Origin of the sequence: Pseudarthrobacter sp. L19, from assembly GCF_050859435.1 — a bacterium.
Lineage (GTDB): Bacteria > Actinomycetota > Actinomycetes > Actinomycetales > Micrococcaceae > Arthrobacter.
The window spans coordinates 923,074-939,247 of record NZ_CP193935.1; the positions used below are offsets into that span (position 1 = coordinate 923,074).

The window sequence follows — 16,174 nt, forward strand, 5'->3', positions numbered from 1 at the left end:
TCCTCAACATTAGACTGGGAGCAGTAGCGGAACACTATCGGCGGAGGGCACCATGGCGGAGCAGTCAGAGCACCACTCAGAGCAGCGGCAGGACGCGGACGAGATGCGTTCCACCGCGTCGGTGTACCGCAGCGGCCAGGACATTGAGTGCTGGCTGACGGACATGGACGGCGTGCTGGTGCACGAAAACCAGCCCATCCCCGGCGCGGCCGAACTGATCCAGCGCTGGGTGGACACGTCCCGGCGCTTCCTAGTGCTGACCAACAATTCCATCTTTACCCCGCGGGACCTCGCCGCCCGGCTGCGCAGCTCCGGTCTGGAGATCCCCGAGGAGAACATCTGGACCTCGGCGCTGGCCACGGCGCAGTTCCTCAAGGACCAGGTCCGCGGCTCCGACTCCGGTAACCGCGCCTACACGATCGGCGAGGCGGGCCTGACGACGGCGCTGCACGAGGCGGGCTTCATCCTCACCGACCAGGACCCGGACTTCGTGGTGCTCGGCGAGACCCGCACCTACTCTTTCGAGGCCATCACCATGGCCATCCGGCTGATCCTGGGCGGCGCCCGGTTCATCGCCACCAACCCGGACGCCACCGGCCCCTCCAAGGACGGCCCCATGCCGGCCACCGGGGCGATCGCCGCCCTGATCACCAAGGCCACCGGCCGGGAACCCTACATTGTGGGCAAGCCGAACCCCATGATGTTCCGGTCCGCGATGAACCAGATCGACGCGCACTCTGAGACCACGGCCATGATCGGGGACCGGATGGACACGGACATCATCGCCGGCATGGAGGCGGGCCTGCACACGGTGCTGGTGCTCAGCGGCATCACCCACAAGGACGACATCGCGGCCTACCCGTTCCGGCCCAACCAGATCCTGAACTCGGTGGCGGACCTCAAGAACCAGATCTAGGCCGCTAGAACGCCACCTTCCGGCCGCCGCCGGCCGGGAGGGGCAGGATCTGGTCCTGCAGTTGCTCGACCAGTTGCTTGTAGATGCCCGGGTTCCACTGGGGGCTGGCGTGGGCCGGCCGGGCGCCGTCGGTCTGCAGCGAGTCGGAGACCATGTTGCCCGCGAACCGCAGCATCCAGGAGTCCCGGGCCGTCTCGTAGCTGACGGTCTGGTCCGCCGGGTTGCCGATGAACGCCATCTTGGCGTCGCCAAGCTTGCCCACGAACCGGCCCGGGTCGAAGTGGTAGATGTAGGCGGACTCGCTCTGGATCAGGACGCTGGAGGGCGCGATCGGGGAGAGCTGCTCGAGGGTCTGGTCCAGGATCTGGCCCCAGGTGCGCTCGTGCTTGTTGAGCACCCGTTCGCCCAGCTCGTAGCCGCCGCGCAGCACCGTGGGGAACCGGACGCCGCTCTCGTAGAGGAACACCACCCCCTCGAACCAGCTCTGGTCCAGCACGTCGCTGCTGGTGGCGGGGCTGGAGTCCAAAAGGATGAGGGCCACCTTGACGCCGTGCAGTTCCAGCAGGCGGGCCGCCACCTGCACGGCGACCATCCCGCCGAAGCTGTGGCCGTAGAAGTAGAGCGTTTCGAGCTTGTGGGCGCGCACGTGTTCGATCACGGCGATCACGATCTTGTCGATCTCGAGGCCCAGGTTGGAGTAGCCGACGGCGGCCAGCTGGCCGCGCTTGTTCATGGCGCCGCGCAGGGAGTTCAGGATCCACTGGGCCTCCTCCCAGCTGGTCTTGAAGCCCGGGAAGAGGATCCAGCTGGCGCGCGGGTAGTAGCGTTCGGCGACGTCGTCGGGCACGGTAAGGATCTTGTTCACCCGGCGCTCGGCCTGGACGCGGCGGGTGAAGAGCATGTCCCCGGCCAGGAGTCCCGCGGTGCCTGCGCCGATCAGGAAGTTTCGCCGGGAGAACCGTTTCAGTTCGGCGGCGTGCCGGAGGAGCCGGGCATCCGCCTCGGCGGTTCCGCCCTCCGTCACTTCGGTCTCACGCGGCACACTACAACCGTAACCACTGCGGCGGCCACGGGAAAATGCGCCGATTCAGGAGGTGCGGCGGCGCCGGGCAGGAGGCGCCCGGGCAGGTCAGAGGGTTTCGGTTTCGCGGTCGAATTCGCGCCGGGACATCTCGAACCGGATGTCCTCGTAGTGGGCCAGCAGCTCGGAGGCTGCGCCGCGGGCGGGATCGTCGAGTTTGCTGAAGGCGCTGTCCGAGGCCGCCAGCAGTTCGGCGTCGGAGTACCGGCCCAGCGGGCGGATTTTGGCGGCATGGCATGGGGCGCCGGCGGCGAAGTCCAGGTCCTCAAAGACGCTGCCGGTCGCGGTCCCGGAGCACTGCAGTTCCAGCGAGACGCCCGCGCCGAGCGACGGGGCGCCGGCCAGGTCGAGATGGCGGCTCTGGCAGTCGATGGCGTTGAGATCGTGGCGGAGGCCGGCGAGGGCGGCGGATTCGACGAACGGCGAGCGGGAGAGGTCCACGCGGATGTGCCAAGTGAAACCGGAGCGGCGGATGCGCTGGATCAGCTGCAGCAGGGCCGGACGGGTTTCGCGGGTCAGGGCGCCCGCCACATCGATCCGGACGATGTCGAGTCCGACGTCGAGCTTAACCTGAACGTTCAGGGAATGGTCCATAGGTACTCCAAAGAAGGTATCTTTGGCCGACGGCTCAACCTCGCTCAGACTATCGGCCGAATACTACCTGCACAAGTTGCCGGATCAGCCCGCGGCTTGCCGACCCGGCTCCTGGTAGTGGGTCCGGGTGCCGGAACCACCGACGGACTTCACCAGGGAAGTCGCGACGTCGCGGAGTTTGATGTTCCCGTGGTTGGAGGCGTCGGTCAGGATCCGCACCGCGGTTTCCTGGTCGCAGCGGTTCTGGGCCATGACGATGCCGATGGCCATGTCGATCACCGTGCGGGACTCCAGGGTGGCTCGCAGGTTGCTGGCGCTGTCCGCGTGCAGCGAACTGCGCACTGCCATGCGCAGCGCCTGGCTGATCTGCCGGGTGTAGTGACGCGCCTTGTCCGCGGCTTCGCCGTCGAACTTGTGCGGTACGTCGGAGTACAGGTTCAGCGCCGCCTGCGCCTCGCCCTGCAGGTGGAACGGGACGGAGAGCACCGAGCGCAGGCCGTACGAGGCCACCGCCGCCGCGTACTCAGGACCCCAGCGCTCCTCGTCCAGCAGGTCGGGGACGTAGACCTCGCGTTCTTCCTGCGCCGCCGTCAGGCAGGGACCCTGCGCCAGCCGGTACTGGATCTCGTCGATCGCCCGCGCGTCGTCGCTGCTCCAGCCGATCGTCGCGGCCTTCCGGTCCCGCAACAGGGTGATCCCGCAAAGTGCGTCCTCGCCGTCGCCGGCCACCTGGTGCGCGGAAAACCGCGCCAGGTCGTTCAGGAACTCCTCGAAGTCGCCGCTGTCGAGGATGAGGTTCTGGACCTGGTCCACCAGCGTTCCAAGGTCGGTCTCGGTGTGGTCATGGGAAGGGAGCATGGGCAGTGTTCTCCGGCTGCAGGCGCCGGCATGCCGGCGCGGGTGTTGAGGAAATGATAAGTCGGGCCCCAAACCCGGTCCAGTGGATTCCGCTGCGGGGGAAACTCCTAGTCGAGGCCCAGTTCGTCCTTGCCGAAAGCGAACAGGTAGGGCACGCCGGCTTCGGCTTCGATCTTTTCCTTGGCACCGGTGGCCCGGTCCACGATCACGGCGACGGCCACCACGTTGCCGCCGGCCTTCCGCACGCCCTCGACCGCGGTCAGCGCGGAGCCGCCGGTGGTGGAGGTGTCCTCCAGGACCAGGACGTTGCGGCCCTCCACGGAGGGGCCTTCCACCTGGCGGCCCATGCCATAGGACTTCTGCGCCTTGCGGACCACGAAGGCGTCCACGGGGCGGCCGGCGTCGACGGCGGCGTGCATCACGGCAGTGCCCACGGGGTCGGCGCCCATGGTCAGGCCGCCGGCGCACTCGAAGTCGATGCCGGCGTCGTCGAGCAGGGACAGCATGACCTGGCCCACCAGGCGGGAGGCCTCGTGGTGCAGGGTGATGCGGCGCAGGTCGATGTAGTAGTCGGCCTCGGCGCCGCTGGAGAGGATGACCTTGCCGCGGACGACGGCGAGTTCCTTGATCAGTTCCAGGAGGCGGGCGCGGGCGGCGGCGGCGTCGGCCGCGGTGTCAGTGGAGGCTGTCATGGCACCCAGTTTAGTGGCAGTGCCGGGGCGGACGTGCCCGGCACGGCTGCCCCTCACGGCGCCGCCCGGACCCGCTCTGGCGCCCGCCTCCCCCGCTCTGGCGCCGGGACTAAGGGCTCTTGGCACCGGCGGGGCGGGGGCGTCCGATGTAACCATGACGGCAGGAACCGCGCATTCGCTCTGCTGGCCGGCCATCGGGAAGGACCCCGGCAGCTTCCGGGTCCGGCCCCATCTGACCGATTACGTCGCCGCCCGCGCCGCGTTCAGCTGGGACGAGGCCCGGCGGCAACTCTCGGGCCTTCCGGGCGGCCGGGGCCTGAACATCGCCTACGAGGCGGCGGACCGGCACGTGGCGGCCGGCCTCGGCGGCCGCGAGGCGCTGCGGTTCATCCGGGCCGACGGCGGCGCCCACGCCCTGACCTACGCGGACCTTGCCGAGCGGAGCAACCGTTTCGCCGCGGCGCTGCGGGGACTCGGCGTCGGCCGCGGCGAGCGCGTCTTCTCGCTCCTGGGCCGCAGCCCCGCCCTCTATACCGCCATGCTGGGCACGTTCAAGAACGCCAGCGTCTTCTGTCCCCTGTTCTCCGCGTTCGGCCCCGAACCGGTGCGGCAGCGCCTGCAGCTGGGCGGCGCCCGCGCCCTGGTCACCACCCGGGCGCTGTACCGGCGGAAGATCGCACCGCAGCGGGACGCCCTGCCCGAGCTGCGGCACGTCCTGCTCGCCGACACCGACGGCCACCCGGAGCCGGGCACGCTGGACCTGGCCGCGCTGCTGGCGGAGGCGCCCGCGGACGAGGAGATCGCCGCGACGCAGCCGGAGGATATGGCGCTGCTGCACTTCACCTCGGGAACCACCGGGACGCCCAAGGGCGCCATCCACGTCCACGACGCCGTCACCGCCCACCACGCCACCGGTACCTTCGCCCTGGACCTGCACCCGGAGGACATCTACTGGTGCACCGCGGACCCGGGCTGGGTCACCGGCACCTCCTACGGCGTCCTGGCCCCGCTCAGCCACGGCGTGACCAGCATTGTGGACGAGGAGGAAATGGACGCGGACCGCTGGTACCGGATCCTCGCCGGCGAGCGCGTCTCGGTCTGGTACACGGCGCCCACGGCCCTGCGGATGCTGATGAAGGCCGGAGCGGAGCGCGCCGCCGGCCATGACCTGTCCGCGCTGCGGTTCGTCGCCAGCGTGGGCGAGCCGCTGAACCCGGAGGTGGTCCTCTGGGGCCGGGAAGCCTTCGGCCAGCCCGTGCACGACAACTGGTGGCAGACCGAGACCGGCGGGATCATGATCGCCAACTTCGCCGCGACGGAGATCCGGCCCGGGTCGATGGGGCGGCCGCTGCCGGGCATCGAGGCGGCCCTGGTGGTCCGGGACGAGGCGGACAAGGCGGTGGTCCGGGACGGGGCGGCGGTGCTGGTCACTGACCCGGACACCATGGGCGAACTTGCGCTGCGGCCGGGCTGGCCCTCAATGTTCCGCGGCTACCTGAACGAGGAGGAGCGGTACCGGAAGTGCTTCGCCGGCGGCTGGTACCTCACCGGTGACCTCGCCCGGCGCGACGCCGACGGCTACTACTGGTTCGTGGGCCGCGGGGACGACGTGATCAAGTCCTCCGGGCACCTGATAGGCCCCTTCGAGGTGGAGAGTTCGCTGATGGAGCACGACGCCGTGGCCGAGGCGGGAGTGATCGGCGTCCCGGACCCGGTGGCCGGGGAGGTGGTGAAGGCGTTCGTGGAACTCCGCCCCGGCGTCGAGCCGTCCGAAGGGCTGCGGCTGGACATCATCGCGTTCGCCCGTAAGCGGCTGGGCCCGGCCGTGGCACCGCGGCTGCTGGACTTCACCGCGGCGCTGCCGAAGACCCGCAGCGGCAAGATCCTCCGCCGGCTGCTGAAGGCCCGCGAGCTGGGCCTGCCGGAGGGCGACACCTCCACCATCGAGGCCGGCCCGGCGTCCGACGCAACGCAGCCCGCTCTCCCGGGCTCGTCCGGGGACCCGGCGTGAGCGGCCCTGACGCCGTGGACCTGCTGCGGCAGATGCTCCGGGTGCGGCGGCTCGAGGAAAAATGCGTCGAGCTCTACAGTGCCGCCAAGATCCGCGGGTTCCTGCACGTCTATATCGGCGAGGAGGCGGTGGCCGCCGGGGTGCTGTCCGCGCTGGGCCCGGAGGACGCCGTCGTCGCCACCTACCGCGAGCACGGCCACGCCCTCCTGCGCGGGGTCTCCGCCGGCGCCATCCTGGCCGAGATGTACGGCAACGTCGAGGGCTGCTGCCGGGGCCGGGGCGGGTCCATGCACCTGTTCGACGCGGCCACCCGCTTCTACGGCGGCAACGCGATCGTGGCCGGCGGGCTGCCGCTGGCGGTGGGCCTGGCGCTCGCGGACAAGCTGGCGCGCCGGCCACGCGTCACCGCCTGCTTCTTCGGCGAGGGCGCCGTCGCGGAGGGCGAATTCCACGAAAGCATGAACCTCGCCGCGCTCTGGCAGCTTCCGGTGCTGTTCTGCTGCGAGAACAACCTCTATGCGATGGGCACCGCGCTGGGCCGGTCCGAGTCGCAGACGGACATCGCCCTCAAGGCCGCAGGCTACGAGATGGCCGCCTGGGCGGTGGACGGGATGGACGTGCTGGCGGTGGAGGACACCGCGCGCCGCGCGGTGGACGCGGTCCGGGCCGGCGGCGGGCCGCACTTCCTGGAGCTGCGCACCTACCGGTTCCGGGCCCACTCGATGTTCGACCCGGAACGCTACCGGGACAAGGCCGAGGTGGCGCGCTGGCAGGAGCGGGACCCGATCACGCTGCTGCGCACCTCGCTGGCGGGTTCCGGCAGCCTTTCCGACGCGGACTGGGAACAGCTCCAGGCCGACGCCGACGCCGAAATCGCCGCCGGCGTCGCGTTCGCGGAGGCCGGGACGCCCGAGCCGGTCACGGACCTGGAGCGCTTCGTCTACAGCGAGGCCGGCGCCTCCCGGGGTTCCGGCGCCGCCGGGGTTCCGACGGTTCCGGGAGCCGGCCATGAAGTCCAGCTACCGGGAGGCCCTCCGCGCGGGGATCCGGGAGGCGCTGCAGCGCGATGACCGGGTGTTCCTGATGGGCGAGGATGTGGGCGCGTACGGCGGTTCGTTCGCCGTCAGCCTGGGCCTGCTGGAGGAGTTCGGGCCGGAGCGCATCCGGGACACGCCGCTCTCCGAGTCCGGCTTCGTCGGAGCCGGGATCGGGGCGGCGCTGGGCGGGATGCGTCCGATCGTCGAGATCATGACGGTCAACTTCAGCCTGCTGGCCCTGGACCAGCTGATGAACAACGCCGCCTCGCTGCTCCATATGTCCGGCGGGCAGTTCCACGTCCCACTGGTGGTCCGGATGACCACCGGGGCGGGCCGGCAGCTCGGCGCCCAGCACTCCCACAGCCTCGAGGGCTGGTACGCGCACATCCCGGGGCTGCGGATCCTCGCCCCCGCCACCCTGGAGGACGCCCGCGGCATGCTCTGGACCGCGCTGGATGACCCCGACCCTGTGCTGATCTTCGAACACGGCTCGCTCTACAACGTCCAGGGCGAGCTCGCCGACGATGCCGGCGCCGTCGATATCACCACCGCCGCCGTCCGCCGGCCCGGCACCGACATCACCCTCATCACCTACGGCGGGACGCTGCCGCTGACCTTGGAGGCCGCGGACCTGCTCGCCGGGGACGGGATCGACGCCGAGGTTCTGGACCTGCGTACCCTCCGCCCGCTGGACGAGGCCACCATCCTCGCGGCAGTGCGCCGGACCCGCCGCGCCGTCGTCGTCGATGAGGGCTGGCGCAGCGGCAGCATCTCCGCCGAGATCTGCGCCCGGCTCGGCGAACAGCTGTTCTACGAACTCGACGCCCCCGTGGCCCGGGTGTGCAGCGCCGAGGTGCCCATCCCGTACTCCAAGCACCTGGAACTTGCGGCGCTGCCCTCAGCCGAGCGGGTGGTCGCGGCCGCGCGCGGGGCGGTGGGGGCGCGTGGGTGACATCCTGATGCCGTCCCTGGGGGCGGACATGGACCACGGAAAGATCGTCGAATGGCTGGTCAAGCCCGGCGACTACGTCCGCCGCGGAGACCTGGTGGCCGTGGTGGACACGGACAAGACCGTCATGGACATCGAGTCCTTCCAGGAGGGAGTCGTGGCGGAGCTGCTGGTGGGGCTGAACCAGACCGTGCCGGTGGGAACACCGGTGGCCCGGATCACGCAGACCCCCGCCGAGGTCCCCGGACCGACGCCGGCGGCTCCCCCAGCGTCCGCGGCCGGGCCTGGCGCCGTGGTCCCGCCCGTTGCCTCTCCTGCTCCTGAGTCTTCGGGGCCGTCCTCTCCGCCGCAGCCGCCGGGCCCGCCACCTGTCGCGCCGCCGGTCCGGCACCTGGCCCACCGGCTCGGCGTGGACACGGACCGGATCCATGGCACCGGCCGGGACGGCGCCATCACCCGCGCCGATGTCGAACACGCCGCGGCGGCACGACCGGGCCCCGCCCGAGCTGCCGCCGGCCAGCCGGAGCAGGGCCAGTCCGAACCGGGCGCGATGGAGCCTGGCCGGGTGCGTGCGGCCCCGCGTGCGCGCCGCCTGGCCGCGGAGCTCGGCGTCGACCTCTCCGCGCTCGCCGGGACCGGCCCGGACGGCGCCGTGACGGTGCCGGACGTGCAAGGAGCAGCCGAAACGCGGACAGTCCCCGTTGCTCCGGAACTGACCGAACAGAAACAGAGCTGGCCGGAACAGACCACGCCGGAGCCACCCGCCCCCGCACAACCGGCCGCCCCCGAAACCCCGGCAACGGACCGGACCGCGGCGCTCCGGCGGGCGATCGGTTCGCTGATGTCCCGCTCCAAGCAGACCATCCCGCACTACTACCTCAGTGCCACGCTGGACCTGCGCGCGGCCATGGACTGGATGCAGCACGTCAACGCGCAGCGGCCCGTGGCCGCCCGGCTGGTCGCGTCCGCGTTGCTGCTCAAGGCCGCCGCGCTCGCCGCCCGGGACGTCCCGGAGGTCAACGGTTTCTATGTCGACGACGAATTCCGGCCCAGCCCGTCGGTGCACCTGGGTGTGGCCGTGGCCCTGCGGCACGGCGGCCTGGTGGCGCCGGCCCTGCATGACGCGGACACCCTCACCGTGGACGAACTGATGGCCCAACTCCGCGACCTGGTGGGCCGCGCGCGGGCCGGACGGCTGCAACGGGCAGAAATGGCGGATCCCACGCTCACCGTGACCAACCTGGGCGACCTCGGCGTCGACAGCGTCTTCGGCGTGATCTACCCGCCGCAGGTGGCTCTGCTGGGCCTGGGCCGGGTGCAGGAACAGCCGTGGGCGGAGAACGGGATGCTGGGCGTGCGGCATGCGGTGACCGCCACCCTCTCGGCCGACCACCGGGTCAGCGACGGCCTCCGCGGCGGCCGCTACCTGGCCCGGATCGGGGAACTGCTGCAAGCACCCGAAGAGCTTTGACCACGAGCGGGAACGGAGAGGCTATGAACGAACAGGACGCCCGGGAGGCGGTCCGCGCGGCGCTGCGGAAGGTGGCGCCCGACGTCGATCTGGACGACGTCGACGGCGGCGCCCGGCTGCGCCAGGACCTGGAGCTGGACTCGCTGGACTTCCTCCGGCTGGTGGAAGTGATCGACACGGACACCGGGGTCGACATCCCCGAGCGCGACTACCCGGCCGTCGCCACGGTGGACGGACTGGTCGGCTACCTCGGCAGCCACGGATAGGGACCGGACGGAAAGGGAACGGCCATGATGAACGGCTGGTATGGACACGGGTGGGGCACCGGCGGCTGGATCGTCATGGCCCTGCTGATGCTGGTCTTCTGGGGCGGCGTGGTCACGGTGGTGGTGCTCCTGCTGCGCAGGCCCCACCACCCCGGCCACGGCTTCCCCGAGCGCCCCGCCCACGACGGGGCCGAGCGGATCCTCAACGAGCGCTTCGCCCGCGGGGAAATCGACGAGCAGGAACTCACCGCGCGGCGGGCGGCCCTGAGGCGGCGGGAATGAGCGGACTGTCTCCGCGGGGCCAGAACCTCGCGGCGGCCGCCGCCGTCGTCCTCCTGACCGTGCTGAGCCTCCTGGCCGTCGCGCTCCTGGGCAACCCGGCCGGCCCCGGCGGGCGGCCGGCGGGCGGCTGTACCGTCCCGGCCCTGACCGGAACCCAGGTCAACGTCACGCTGACCAACATGGGCGGACCGGTCATGCGACCGCGGAACGGCATGATGGGCGGGGCGATGCGCCTGCGGGCCGACCGCGGCGCCGTCCCCCACGGCACGGTCTCCTTCCTGGTGACTAACGCCGGGAACATCAGCCACGAGATGGTGATCCTCCCCTGCCCGACAACCAGGTCCCCGGCACCCGTCCGGTCGGGCCGGACGGCACCATCGACGAAGGCGGCAGCCTCGGGGAGGTCTCCGCCAGCTGCAGCGAAGGCTCCGGCGAGGGACTCCTGCCCGGCACCTCGGGCTGGGTGACCCTCACGCTGCCGCCGGGCCGGTACGAGCTGGCCTGCAACCTCCCCGGCCACTACGAGGCCGGCATGTACACCCAGATCACCGTCACCTGAGCCCCGCCCCGGCGGGACTCCCAAAGGTGAAAAGGTAGCCTTGGATCAGCTGCTTCCACCAGGAGGGATGATCGCCGTGACCGGACGGGCCGCCAGCATGATGGCCGTCCTGCACCGTGCCCGGATGGTCCTGCTGTCCCTGGCCCTGATGGCCGGCATCCTCGGAATGCACGTCATGGCGCTCACGCCAATGGACGGGCACAACACCCCGGCGGAGGCCTCTGCCGCCGTCCACAGCGCCGCAATGCCTGGCCACAACCACGCTGGCCGGCAGCAGCCGGGGACGGCGGTCGACGACCATTGCACCGGCCCGCATGGCGGCACCGGAATGCACACCATGGATCCCTCCTGCACTCCTGCCGCGGCGTCGGCGTCTTTCGCGGCCCCGCCGCCGGGCACCGGTGTCGCCGTCGCCACCCCGCCCTCCGGCGTCTCCGTGGCGGCCCCGCGCTGGTCCTATCGTCCCGGGAGCCCATCCCCCGGCGACCTCTGCATCAGCCGGACGTAAAAGAAGAGAGCGCGCCGTGAAGTTCCCGGAGCACGCACCGCCGACTACCCGAAGGGCCTGGCCGGCGCGTCAATGACGCATACCTCTTCCGCGGGCGCCTGAGCGCCCGAAACGATCCGAAGGACCCCGATGAAAACCCAGAAGTACCTTGCCCTGTCCGCCGCCGCCGCCGCCGTCGCCGCCGCCATTGCCCTCGCCGGTTGCGCTTCCGGCTCGAGCGGAACTTCTGCCCCGATGAATTCCATGAACGGCATGGACCACGGGAGCATGTCCGGCAGCGCATCCGCCAACAGCACCCCTCCCGCGGCAGCGGACCACAACGCCGCGGACACGATGTTTACCCAGGGCATGATCCCCCACCACCAGCAGGCAGTGGAGATGAGCGACCTGATGCTGGGCAAGAGCGGCATCCCCGCGCCGGTCAAGGACCTTGCCAACAGGATCAAGGCCGCTCAGGGCCCGGAGATCGCCACCATGACCGGCTGGCTCAAGGCCTGGAACGAGTCCGCCACCATGCCCCCCGGCCACACCATGGAGGGAATGATGGGCGACGACGACCTGAACGGCCTGAAGGCCGCCCAGGGGACCGAGGCGGCGAAACTGTTCCTGACCCAGATGATTGCCCACCACCAGGGCGCCGTCACGATGGCCAAGACCGAGATCACCCAGGGGAAGAACGCCGAGGCCGTGGCGCTGGCGAAGAGCATCGTCACAGCCCAGGAGGCCGAGATCAAGGAGATGCAGGGGCTGCTGCCGACCCTCTAGGCGCTAGGTCCGGGCCTGCGGGCTTGTCCCGGCGCGGCGCGCAAACGCCGGGGCATGCTCGGGCAACGGCCCGAAGCCAATCAGCCGTGGCATCAGGCCGCGGATGGCCGGGAGCCGGCGGGCCAGCAGGATCACGAGGCCCGGCACCCTGGTCCGCTTCCCGGCCATCACCGGACCAAAAATCGCCCGGTGCATCAGGCGCTGCGCGGTCTGCACGATCACGGTGGGCGGGCGACGCCGTCGTTCCACCTTCTCCAGGTCCCCGGCACCGACGGTGCCCCGCAGCAGGGCCGGGGCCAGCAGCTTCGCGGCGGCGACGGCATCCTGGATGGCGAGGTTGATGCCGACGCCGCCCGCCGGGGACATAGCGTGGGCCGCATCGCCGATGCAGAGCAGCCCGTTCAGGTGCCAGGACCGCAGCCGGTCCAGCCGGACGTCCAGCCAGTGCAGGTCATCGAGGGACCCGATGGCATCCACCCGGTCGGCGAGGTCGGGCCGCAGCGCCGCGATCCGCCGTCGAAAGCCCTCCACCCCCTCGGCCCGGATCCGCGCGTCCGCTCCCTTGGGCGCCAAGTACGCGATCTGGTAGTAATCGGTGCGGTTGAGGGCGATCAGCGCCTCGCCCGGGCCGAGTGCCGGGATCAGGCCGGCCACCTCGCCGGCTTCTTCGGCATGCCGCGGGAGCCTGAACCACCAGGTGTCGAAGGGGACGGGGAACTCCCTCGGGGCCAGGCCGGCCGCGGCCCGGAGCGCGGAATGCCTGCCGTCGGTCGCCACCACCAGGTCCGCCCGCAGGTCTTCCTCACTGCCGTCCGGGCGGCGCAGGCGGATGCCGCGGACCCTGCCGCCGTCGCGGATCAGGCCGGTGGCGGAGTGGCTCATCAGCAGGGTGAAGCCGGGCTCCTCGGCCGCGGCGGCCGCCAGGAAGTTCAGGAAATCCCACTGCGGCATCATGGCGATGTAGTCGTACGGGGGCTTCAGCAGCGCGAAGTCGCCCAGGGTCACCGGCGGACCGCCCGGCACCGGCAGGACCACGCTCCGCAACTTGCTCTGTGGCAGCCGGCGGAACTCCTCACCGAGTCCCAGCTCGTCGATCAGCCGGACCGTGGATGGGTGGACGGTGTCGCCGCGGAAGTCGCGGAGGAAGTCAGCGTGTTTTTCCACTACCGTCACGCGCACGCCGGCCCGCGCCAGCAACAGGCCCAGCATCAGGCCGGCCGGACCGCCGCCCGCCACCACACATCCCGTGGACTCCATGGACATACGCTACGCCGGTCCGGACCCGGGCGGCAGGGCCGGGGAGGGCGCATTTCCGCGCGGGTTCCGGACCGCCGCGGCGGAAACGGACTGGCGCACCCCGGGTCCGCGGCGCCCCGGTCCGAAAGCGCCGCGGATTCCGCACCGGAGGCCGGGAGGCCGTCAACAGTTGAGCCCGGGGGATGCCGCTGACTAGGCTGAGGGACATGCGTGAACTCCAGGCGAAGATCATCGAGGAAATGGGCGTGCAGCCCCGGATCGATCCGGCCGGGGAGGTGCGCAAACGCGTCACGTTCCTGAAGGAATACCTCAAGGCCAGCCACACCAAGGGCTTCGTCCTGGGCATCTCCGGCGGACTCGACTCCTCGCTGGCCGGCCGGCTGGCGCAACTGGCGGTCGAGGAGCTTGAAGCCGAGGGCACGGAGGCCGACTTCGTCGCTGTCCGGCTCCCCTACGGGATCCAGCACGACGAGGAAGACGCCCAGGCCGCACTCGACTTCATCAAGGCCAAGACCGAGTGGACCTTCAACATCTCGGCCGCCGTCGACGGGTTCGAGGACGAGTTCGAGAAGACCACCGGCGACGGCATCTCCGACTTCCACAAGGGCAACACCAAGGCCCGCACCCGCATGACCGCCCAGTACGCCCTGGCCGGCGAGCGCAACTACCTGGTGATCGGCACGGACCACGGCGCCGAATCCGTCACCGGCTTCTTCACCAAGTTCGGCGACGGCGGCGCGGACATCCTCCCGCTGTTCGGCCTGAACAAGCGCCAGAACCGGGCCCTGCTGGCCGAACTCGGCGCCCCGGCGCGGATCTGGGAAAAGGTGCCGACGGCAGACCTGCTCGACAACACCCCGGCCGGACCGACGAGGACGAACTGGGCCTAAGCTACGACACGATCGACGACTACCTTGAGGGCCGGGATGTCCCCGAGGCGGCGGCCGAGATGATCGAGAAGCGGTATCTGCAGACCCGGCACAAGCGGACCGTGCCGGTGTCCCTCTTCGACACCTGGTGGAAGCAGTAGCCTCCTAGCGGCCTGCTTGGGCTCCGTCCGGGGGCACTTCGGAGCCCGACGACGCCGGTTCCCGCCGTCGTCGTCGGCGTGTCCGTGGCAATGTGCCCCCGGACGGTCAGCCACCCCCGCCCGCCGGCACCACCCGTGCCGAACCTCGCCCCGAATGAGCGCCAAGAACCCCCTAGGCTCCCTGCAGCTGCAGTGAGATCCGGTGCGCTTCGTCCAGCAGCAGGCGGCCCAGCTGTTCGCCCCGGTCGCCGCGGAACCGGGGCTCGATGCCGGTCAGGGACAGCGCCCAGGCCGGGCGACCCCGCCGGTCGAACACGGCCGCGCCCATGCCCCAGCTGCCCTCCAGGACCAGCCCGGGATTGACCGAGTAGCCCGTGGACCGGGTCAGCTCCAGGTTGGCCCGGACCCGCTCCTCCGTGTGCCCGGCGGCGAAACTTCCCGCGTGGGCCTCCCAATCCGACAGGATCTCCTCCTGCTCCTCTGGCGGCAGGAACGCCATGATGGCCGTCCCGGCGGAGGCCACCCCCAGGGGGAAGCGGACCCCCTCGTGCAGGACGAAGGACCGCACCGGGAAGCTGCCCTCCTCCCGGAGCAGGCAGACGGTCTCGGCGCCGCGGCGGATGGAGAAGAAGGCGCTCTCCCCCGTCTCCTCGGCCAGCCGGCGCAGGCTGGGCCGGGCGATGTCCTCCAGCGGGAAGCGAGCCGAGGCCACCGACCCAAGCAGCAGGATCTCCGGACCCAGCACCCACTGCCCGGTGACCGGGTCCTGGTCCAGCAGCCCCTCCGCGGCGAGCGAGCTCAGCAGCCGGTGCACGGTGGGCCGGGTCAGCCCGGATTCGCGGACCAGCTCGGCCAGCCCGGACCCCTCCGGCTTCCGCCCGACGATCCGCAGCAGCGCCGCCACACGGCTGACCACCTGCGCGCCCTGCACCGGAACAGCACTCATCCGAACCCTCCAACCGCTCAAAAGCATCCTAATCATCCACAATATGGACAGCTCACAGCCTACCGTCCACACTGTAGAAATCCACGGAATCCCGGGAATTTCCCGCGTTGACAGTGTTCCACGCCACACTCTAAGCTCCTTCATCAGGTCACCAGTCCACAAAGTGGATGGCGGCTCCGGCCCCGCCGCCCGCCAACAGTTCGAAACGCTCAACGAGGAGATGCCATGTCCAAGCTCAGAAACAGCGCAGCCGCCGCCCTGCAGGATGTCCTGCGGGACGGCATGACGCTCGCCGTCGGCGGCTTCGGCCTCAGCGGCATCCCCGCGGACCTGATCGAGGCCGTGCGGGACTCCGGCGTCAAGGACCTCACGGTTGTCTCGAACAACATGGGCGTGGACGGCAAGGGCCTGGGCCTGTTGATCGAGGCCGGCCAGGTCCGCAAGGTCATCGCCTCCTACGTGGGCGAGAACAAGCTCTTTGCCGAGCAGTACCTGGCCGGCAAGCTGGAGGTCGAATTCACCCCGCAGGGCACGCTCGCGGAGCGGATGCGCGCCGGCGGCGCCGGCATCCCCGCCTTCTTCACCAAGACCGGCGTCGGCACCCTGGTCGCCGAAGGCAAGCCGCTCGCGGAGTTCGACGGCGAAACGTACGTCCAGGAGCGCGCCATCAAGGCCGACGTCGCCCTGGTCCACGCGCACACCGCGGACACCGACGGCAACCTGATCTACCGCTACACAGCGCAGAACTTCAACCCCGTCGTCGCCACCGCCGGCGTCGTGACCATCGCCGAGGCCGAGGTGATCGTCGAACCCGGCCAGCTGGACCCGAACCACATCGTCACCCCGGGCGTCTTCGTGCAGCGCCTGGTCCAGGCCACGGACCGGGTCAAGGACATCGAACAGCGCACCGTCCGGCCCCGCGCCGAAGCCGCCCCCGCCGCAGTCTGATCCG

General features: G+C 70.7%; 18 protein-coding genes and 1 pseudogene. 13 read left to right on the top strand and 6 right to left on the bottom strand.

The genetic code is table 11. The features are described from left to right. The first annotated feature begins 103 nt into the window (after positions 1 to 103). Complete coding sequence (locus tag ACRQ5B_RS04195) at positions 104 to 916, top strand: HAD-IIA family hydrolase (RefSeq protein WP_432398694.1); 813 nt, start codon at positions 104 to 106, stop codon at positions 914 to 916. 4 nt (positions 917 to 920) lie between these two features. Here ACRQ5B_RS04195 and ACRQ5B_RS04200 read toward each other — a convergent pair whose 3' ends face one another. The 4 genes from ACRQ5B_RS04200 to pyrE all read right to left on the bottom strand — a co-directional run bounded on the left by ACRQ5B_RS04200 (position 921) and on the right by pyrE (position 4,141). Next, positions 921 to 1,958: a thioesterase domain-containing protein gene (locus tag ACRQ5B_RS04200; RefSeq protein ID WP_432397240.1), complete on the bottom strand. Its 1,038-nt coding sequence runs from the start codon at positions 1,956 to 1,958 to the stop codon at positions 921 to 923. Between the two features lie 87 nt (positions 1,959 to 2,045). Further along, on the bottom strand, positions 2,046 to 2,591 hold the full coding sequence (locus ACRQ5B_RS04205; protein ID WP_432397242.1) for a hypothetical protein: 546 nt from the start codon (positions 2,589 to 2,591) through the stop codon (positions 2,046 to 2,048). A gap of 84 nt (positions 2,592 to 2,675) precedes the next feature. Then, a complete protein-coding gene (locus tag ACRQ5B_RS04210; RefSeq protein ID WP_432397244.1) occupies positions 2,676 to 3,449 on the bottom strand; it encodes a GAF and ANTAR domain-containing protein in 774 nt (257 codons plus the stop codon). Between the two features lie 107 nt (positions 3,450 to 3,556). After that, complete coding sequence (gene pyrE, locus ACRQ5B_RS04215) at positions 3,557 to 4,141, bottom strand: orotate phosphoribosyltransferase (protein WP_364136340.1); 585 nt, start codon at positions 4,139 to 4,141, stop codon at positions 3,557 to 3,559. A 154-nt stretch (positions 4,142 to 4,295) separates the two neighbouring features. Here pyrE and acsA point away from each other — a divergent pair, with 154 nt between their 5' ends. The 10 genes from acsA (at position 4,296) to ACRQ5B_RS04265 (ending at position 11,989) form a co-directional block, all read left to right on the top strand. Further along, positions 4,296 to 6,152, top strand: a complete 1,857-nt coding sequence (gene acsA, locus ACRQ5B_RS04220) for an acetate--CoA ligase (protein WP_432397247.1) — start codon at positions 4,296 to 4,298, stop codon at positions 6,150 to 6,152. Then, positions 6,149 to 7,222, top strand: coding sequence for a pyruvate dehydrogenase (acetyl-transferring) E1 component subunit alpha (gene pdhA / locus ACRQ5B_RS04225; protein ID WP_432397249.1), 1,074 nt, complete (start codon positions 6,149 to 6,151; stop codon positions 7,220 to 7,222). Before acsA ends, pdhA begins: the two co-directional genes overlap by 4 nt. Next, positions 7,161 to 8,141, top strand: a complete 981-nt coding sequence (locus ACRQ5B_RS04230; protein ID WP_432397251.1) for an alpha-ketoacid dehydrogenase subunit beta — start codon at positions 7,161 to 7,163, stop codon at positions 8,139 to 8,141. Before pdhA ends, ACRQ5B_RS04230 begins: the two co-directional genes overlap by 62 nt. After that, entirely contained in the window at positions 8,134 to 9,609 is a 1,476-nt protein-coding gene (locus ACRQ5B_RS04235) for a dihydrolipoamide acetyltransferase family protein (RefSeq protein ID WP_432397254.1), read from the top strand. Before ACRQ5B_RS04230 ends, ACRQ5B_RS04235 begins: the two co-directional genes overlap by 8 nt. A gap of 23 nt (positions 9,610 to 9,632) precedes the next feature. Then, positions 9,633 to 9,875 (top strand): acyl carrier protein, encoded by a 243-nt coding sequence (locus ACRQ5B_RS04240; protein WP_432397257.1) that lies wholly within the window; start codon positions 9,633 to 9,635, stop codon positions 9,873 to 9,875. A gap of 24 nt (positions 9,876 to 9,899) precedes the next feature. Continuing rightward, the gene (locus tag ACRQ5B_RS04245) at positions 9,900 to 10,157 is read left to right on the top strand and encodes an SHOCT domain-containing protein (RefSeq protein WP_432397260.1); all 258 of its coding nucleotides are present in this window, start codon (positions 9,900 to 9,902) and stop codon (positions 10,155 to 10,157) included. Then, positions 10,154 to 10,624 carry a sulfocyanin-like copper-binding protein gene (locus ACRQ5B_RS04250; protein ID WP_432397263.1) on the top strand — a complete coding sequence of 157 codons (471 nt, stop codon included), beginning with the start codon at positions 10,154 to 10,156 and terminating at the stop codon, positions 10,622 to 10,624. The genes ACRQ5B_RS04245 and ACRQ5B_RS04250 overlap by 4 nt, the downstream gene beginning before the upstream one ends. Further along, on the top strand, positions 10,600 to 10,716 hold the full coding sequence (locus tag ACRQ5B_RS04255) for a sulfocyanin-like copper-binding protein (protein WP_432398695.1): 117 nt from the start codon (positions 10,600 to 10,602) through the stop codon (positions 10,714 to 10,716). Before ACRQ5B_RS04250 ends, ACRQ5B_RS04255 begins: the two co-directional genes overlap by 25 nt. A 67-nt stretch (positions 10,717 to 10,783) precedes the next feature. After that, entirely contained in the window at positions 10,784 to 11,224 is a 441-nt protein-coding gene (locus ACRQ5B_RS04260; RefSeq protein ID WP_432398696.1) for a DUF6153 family protein, read from the top strand. Between the two features lie 129 nt (positions 11,225 to 11,353). Continuing rightward, complete coding sequence (locus ACRQ5B_RS04265) at positions 11,354 to 11,989, top strand: DUF305 domain-containing protein (RefSeq protein ID WP_432397265.1); 636 nt, start codon at positions 11,354 to 11,356, stop codon at positions 11,987 to 11,989. 3 nt (positions 11,990 to 11,992) lie between these two features. Here ACRQ5B_RS04265 and ACRQ5B_RS04270 read toward each other — a convergent pair whose 3' ends face one another. After that, on the bottom strand, positions 11,993 to 13,246 hold the full coding sequence (locus ACRQ5B_RS04270; protein ID WP_432397268.1) for an FAD-dependent oxidoreductase: 1,254 nt from the start codon (positions 13,244 to 13,246) through the stop codon (positions 11,993 to 11,995). 182 nt (positions 13,247 to 13,428) lie between these two features. Between ACRQ5B_RS04270 and nadE the strand changes: the two are divergent. Next, positions 13,429 to 14,276 (top strand): annotated as a pseudogene (gene nadE, locus ACRQ5B_RS04275) (ammonia-dependent NAD(+) synthetase). Between the two features lie 172 nt (positions 14,277 to 14,448). Here the strand turns inward: nadE and ACRQ5B_RS04280 are convergent. Further along, a complete protein-coding gene (locus ACRQ5B_RS04280) occupies positions 14,449 to 15,222 on the bottom strand; it encodes an IclR family transcriptional regulator (protein ID WP_432397271.1) in 774 nt (257 codons plus the stop codon). Positions 15,223 to 15,447: 225 nt separating this feature from the next. Between ACRQ5B_RS04280 and ACRQ5B_RS04285 the strand changes: the two genes are divergently transcribed. Then, positions 15,448 to 16,170 (top strand): CoA transferase subunit A, encoded by a 723-nt coding sequence (locus ACRQ5B_RS04285; protein ID WP_432397274.1) that lies wholly within the window; start codon positions 15,448 to 15,450, stop codon positions 16,168 to 16,170. The last annotated feature ends 4 nt before the right edge of the window (positions 16,171 to 16,174 follow it).

Bases quoted from the DNA above. Each gene is read 5' to 3' on its own strand.
- pyrE (WP_364136340.1), bottom strand. From the start codon at position 4,141: ATGACAGCCTCCACTGACACCGCGGCCGACGCCGCCGCCGCCCGCGCC.
- ACRQ5B_RS04210 (WP_432397244.1), bottom strand. From the start codon at position 3,449: ATGCTCCCTTCCCATGACCACACCGAGACCGACCTTGGAACGCTGGTG.
- ACRQ5B_RS04265 (WP_432397265.1), top strand. From the start codon at position 11,354: ATGAAAACCCAGAAGTACCTTGCCCTGTCCGCCGCCGCCGCCGCCGTC.
- ACRQ5B_RS04280 (WP_432397271.1), bottom strand. From the start codon at position 15,222: ATGAGTGCTGTTCCGGTGCAGGGCGCGCAGGTGGTCAGCCGTGTGGCG.
- ACRQ5B_RS04205 (WP_432397242.1), bottom strand. From the start codon at position 2,591: ATGGACCATTCCCTGAACGTTCAGGTTAAGCTCGACGTCGGACTCGAC.
- acsA (WP_432397247.1), top strand. From the start codon at position 4,296: ATGACGGCAGGAACCGCGCATTCGCTCTGCTGGCCGGCCATCGGGAAG.
- ACRQ5B_RS04195 (WP_432398694.1), top strand. From the start codon at position 104: ATGCGTTCCACCGCGTCGGTGTACCGCAGCGGCCAGGACATTGAGTGC.
- ACRQ5B_RS04285 (WP_432397274.1), top strand. From the start codon at position 15,448: ATGTCCAAGCTCAGAAACAGCGCAGCCGCCGCCCTGCAGGATGTCCTG.
- ACRQ5B_RS04230 (WP_432397251.1), top strand. From the start codon at position 7,161: ATGAAGTCCAGCTACCGGGAGGCCCTCCGCGCGGGGATCCGGGAGGCG.
- ACRQ5B_RS04240 (WP_432397257.1), top strand. From the start codon at position 9,633: ATGAACGAACAGGACGCCCGGGAGGCGGTCCGCGCGGCGCTGCGGAAG.
- ACRQ5B_RS04270 (WP_432397268.1), bottom strand. From the start codon at position 13,246: ATGGAGTCCACGGGATGTGTGGTGGCGGGCGGCGGTCCGGCCGGCCTG.
- ACRQ5B_RS04250 (WP_432397263.1), top strand. From the start codon at position 10,154: ATGAGCGGACTGTCTCCGCGGGGCCAGAACCTCGCGGCGGCCGCCGCC.
- ACRQ5B_RS04260 (WP_432398696.1), top strand. From the start codon at position 10,784: ATGATCGCCGTGACCGGACGGGCCGCCAGCATGATGGCCGTCCTGCAC.
- ACRQ5B_RS04245 (WP_432397260.1), top strand. From the start codon at position 9,900: ATGATGAACGGCTGGTATGGACACGGGTGGGGCACCGGCGGCTGGATC.